This window comes from Streptococcus sp. HMSC064H09 (assembly GCF_001812625.1).
Taxonomy (GTDB): Bacteria; Bacillota; Bacilli; order Lactobacillales; family Streptococcaceae; genus Streptococcus.
Genome location: NZ_KV809627.1, coordinates 30,919 through 34,632, shown reverse-complemented (window position 1 = coordinate 34,632; position 3,714 = coordinate 30,919). Strand labels below are relative to the sequence as shown.

The window sequence follows — 3,714 nt, the reverse complement described above, 5'->3', positions numbered from 1 at the left end:
AGAGGTCATGAGTTTAGCCATAAGCTAGTCCTCACGAGGGTGGTTATAGTTTAATGCACGCTCACTGTCTCCGACACCCTTAGTTGTTGGGTCGGTAACAATACCCAAAATTACCAAAATCACAACGAATGTATTTACCCCCTCTTGAATGTTATGTGGGATTTCAAGCCCGAATTGTTGCAACATCAAGAAAACTGCTGAGATAAGAGCTACTAGAGTAGCTTTGTTTTGCAAACGTAGTTTAAAATTAATCATTTTTTTCTTCCTCCTCGGTAAGATTAAATTTATCCTTATCAATATTTTTCTTGACAAATCTGTCAATAAAGGGAATTTCAACCCCTAGAGCCGATAAGCTAGCCAAAATACTAGCCCCGTATGCTGATAACATGGCGAAAATAAAAGCATCCATAGCACCGCCTAGATTCATAAAAACCATAAACGGATAAGACACGGTCACGATAATCAACATAGCCGTGTGGCTAACCAACCCTTTTCGAAACTTACGGCTCGAAAATTCGTGGAAAGCCCATGACCTTGAAACGCCCAACACGATATCAGCAACGATTACAAGCATGAGCAGGAACACCCATAGATGCTCGTCTATGCCATGCTCATAGAAATCTTTGACGACTTCAAACACGCCAAAGATGCCGTCCGGTTTGTGCATTTAACACTCCTTAACATATTTATTTAACCCCCATTTTTTTACGCATTACGCTTGTGTAGTATCAGCCAAGATTTCGTCTTCTACCTTGTAACGCAACTCACGTAGGGCACGTTCGTCTGTACGCATTTCTTGACGATGTTTTGCGTAGAGTTCGGCATTAAGAAGATTTTCTTGCACTGTAGAGACCGCATTGGAATCTACGCTGATGAAAGTCTGTTTTACAAGGATTGTAGCTCCTTCTTCTTCAACATTAAATTCTGCATTGATTGTACGTTGTTTTGTAATTTTAAGTGACATAATTATTCTTTCCTTTCTTAATTTGGATAATTATCTTCAGTGATGTAAGAAACAGTTCCGTTGTAAACAGCTTTGGTGTCCGATTGATTGGTTAAATTAATATTACCGTTTGGCAATAGATGCCACGTTGCTACACCAATTTGATTGCCACCAACATTTTTACTTGCGTTCAAATTCGTTTCGACGACTGGTCTAAAGCCTTCTGGCATCTTTTCGTTAAGCTCTTTATATTCGATCCCACCTAATGCCGAATAGATGCCACGAACCAAGCTGCACATTACTGTATTCCCTTTTCTTACCATGTTAGCTTTAATACCAAAGCCCATATCGACTTCTTTCTTTATCAAAGCCGGTTCTGGTTTCTCTGGTTTCTCTGGTTTAGGTGTGTACTCAATCCACGAGCCGTTAGAGTTACTAGTCACCGTCCGTTTAAACATCCGACCAGAAACAGTCGTTAATGTCTGATGATATCCAGAAACGCTTTCCACGACTTGCAAATAAGCCCCCTCACCCGATGCTGGATGGTTTCGGTAGTTCCCTAGAATCGAATAGAATCCAGTAGTTCTATAGTCGTTTAGGTTATCCACTTTAGTATCCATTGCTGCACCGTTTGGCTCGGTCAGTTTGTGGTGCTGAATCTGTTTGCGGTTTGAGTAAATTAAGCCATCGACATCCAAGGCCCCACGCTCACGGTATTTATTAATTCCGATACCTTCTTTGTCGTAGGATATTACAATTCGGTCGCCCGTGACTGTAGCTTGGAAAGATACGCTAGTAAACTTATCTTCCAGTTTTCCAACCACAACATAGGATGTATCGGCTGGGTATGATTTGCCAAGATTAGCATTAGAAGCGTTAAATTCAGAAATCTGCGACCATGTTCCACCAGCCCCGCCGTTATCGATAGTTTCTGTATCCGAATCGACTTGCCGTGTGGTGAACGTTAGCTTCATCGGGTTTTTTTGAACACCATTGACCATAAGTGGTGCGACTTTGGCAAAACGCTTGATGGTCAGTGTGCTGTTGGTTGCACCACTGCGAACTACTTCGAATTTCAATGTTGGACTGAAGTAATTTAAAACAGTGATGGTCATTTCGTAAGGGTCAGATCTAATCCCTCGACTATCTTCAACATAGCCCCTTAACGTGAATTGTGTATCTTTGTTGACGGAAATTTCACGGAAAGTGCCGTTAGGTGCAGAAATCGTGTTATTATTCCCGACGATTTCCATAAAGTAGCCCGTGATAGATGCTCCGTACTTCGCTTGAACATTATCAAAACGTGCATAGATTTTCGATAGCACGGAAACAAAGTGTCTATCCGATTGAGTGATGTTCCTTGTAAATTCAGTGGCATCCGCTAACGCAATCCTAGAGAATGTGGGCTTAACTCTGTTTAACGACAAGCCAGCAGTGAATGTTTTAGATTGCGTGTTGATTAGTTTGCCGTCAATGTATGTGTCTAGGAATATCGTTCCCCAGCCTGACGAACTGTTAGGAATGTCATTAGCAAAGCTCTCTGGAATTGCCCATCTATACGATGTGTCAATATTATCTGCCAGTTTTCCTTCGAGACCATACCATGAGTATCGTAGTGTGTGCTTAGCTGAAGCTACTTTTTTAGAGATAGAGAAATTAACACTATCACCTAAAATGACATTACTAGGCATAGTTAAGACGCTAGCATTGGCTATCGGGTCCAAAGTGATGGTATACGGACCAACGGTTAAGTCTTGAGGTCCAGAACCATTACCATAGCTATGAAAATAAGCAATCGAACCAAAGACATTGTTTCCGTTCTTGTGCTCAACTGTGATAGTTTTGTCAATGAATTGAACTTGCGAGTTTTTTTGTGGCATATCGGCAAAGCCCATGTCACCAATGTATTGACCAAAAGCGTCGATATACCACTTACACCAAATGTGCGTGAATGTTTTTTCACGGTTAAACAAGGTCAACCGAACACGAATGGTGCTGGTATTAGCTTCGGCATTCTGACTGACTTGGTCAATCGTCATTCGAACACGGTAGCCCCGTTCTTCCTGCGACCAATATTCTGCCATCTTACTTACCTCCTACATATCTAATGACATTCCTATCTGGATTGATAAAATCTTGTTCTTCCCTAAAACGACCAATCTGGATAGTTTTCGAGAAAATACCGTTCTCGATGTGAATGACACCTTGTGAAATGTACATTACCTCGTTACCAGCTGAAAACATTGAAATCCGACCATTTGGATTGAATAGCATAGAGCTAGAGTTATCCGTTTTACCAATGACAAGCCCCTCGTTAGAAGATGCCATGTAACTGTCGATAAAATTCCAACGCTCTGACATATCATTCAGATTGTTCTCTAGTTTTGCGACACGAGCACTAGCATCCGCAAGATTCTTTTCGGCTTGTGCACGATTGGCGTTGTTTGCATTAACGAAATCTTGGTAAGCCTTCACCCACTGATTGAGTGTATCAAGAGATGCTTTAGCTTCTAATTCGGCTTTCATCACTGAATTAATCTCATTCAAACGGTTTAGCTGGCTTTGCGTCAATGCGCTATCAGCCTTGCTATTTAGTTGTTTTTCTAAATCTTTAGGGGACGCTTGCCACGCCCGGTCAGTTGTGCCTTCATAACAATCAAGCTCGGTGAAGAATAGCAACGACTGACTGCCGTTTGTCGTACCAGTATTATCGACACGGATGAACCCTTCATCACATTCGCCGGAGTTGAAAGTGAAGTGAAATTTCTTAA

The 3,714-nt window shown here is 41.6% G+C and carries 4 protein-coding genes and 1 pseudogene; all 5 read right to left on the bottom strand.

Annotated elements, in window-relative coordinates; genetic code table 11:
• Positions 1-24: 24 nt before the first annotated feature.
• Entirely contained in the window at positions 25-255 is a 231-nt protein-coding gene (locus tag HMPREF2867_RS10040) for a phage holin (protein ID WP_070577302.1), read from the bottom strand.
• Positions 248-667: a phage holin family protein gene (locus tag HMPREF2867_RS10035; RefSeq protein ID WP_070577301.1), complete on the bottom strand. Its 420-nt coding sequence runs from the start codon at positions 665-667 to the stop codon at positions 248-250. Before HMPREF2867_RS10035 ends, HMPREF2867_RS10040 begins: the two co-directional genes overlap by 8 nt.
• 45 nt (positions 668-712) lie before the next feature.
• The gene (locus tag HMPREF2867_RS10030; protein ID WP_070577300.1) at positions 713-964 is read right to left on the bottom strand and encodes a hypothetical protein; all 252 of its coding nucleotides are present in this window, start codon (positions 962-964) and stop codon (positions 713-715) included.
• 17 nt (positions 965-981) lie between these two features.
• A complete protein-coding gene (locus tag HMPREF2867_RS10025; protein WP_070577299.1) occupies positions 982-3,027 on the bottom strand; it encodes a DUF859 family phage minor structural protein in 2,046 nt (681 codons plus the stop codon).
• Between the two features lies 1 nt (position 3,028).
• Positions 3,029-3,714 (bottom strand): annotated as a pseudogene (locus HMPREF2867_RS10020) (hypothetical protein); the annotation flags it as partial.

Excerpts from the sequence above, each read along its gene's own strand:
- HMPREF2867_RS10030 (WP_070577300.1), bottom strand. The coding sequence starts at position 964 with ATGTCACTTAAAATTACAAAACAACGTACAATCAATGCAGAATTTAAT.
- HMPREF2867_RS10040 (WP_070577302.1), bottom strand. The coding sequence starts at position 255 with ATGATTAATTTTAAACTACGTTTGCAAAACAAAGCTACTCTAGTAGCT.
- HMPREF2867_RS10025 (WP_070577299.1), bottom strand. The coding sequence starts at position 3,027 with ATGGCAGAATATTGGTCGCAGGAAGAACGGGGCTACCGTGTTCGAATG.
- HMPREF2867_RS10035 (WP_070577301.1), bottom strand. The coding sequence starts at position 667 with ATGCACAAACCGGACGGCATCTTTGGCGTGTTTGAAGTCGTCAAAGAT.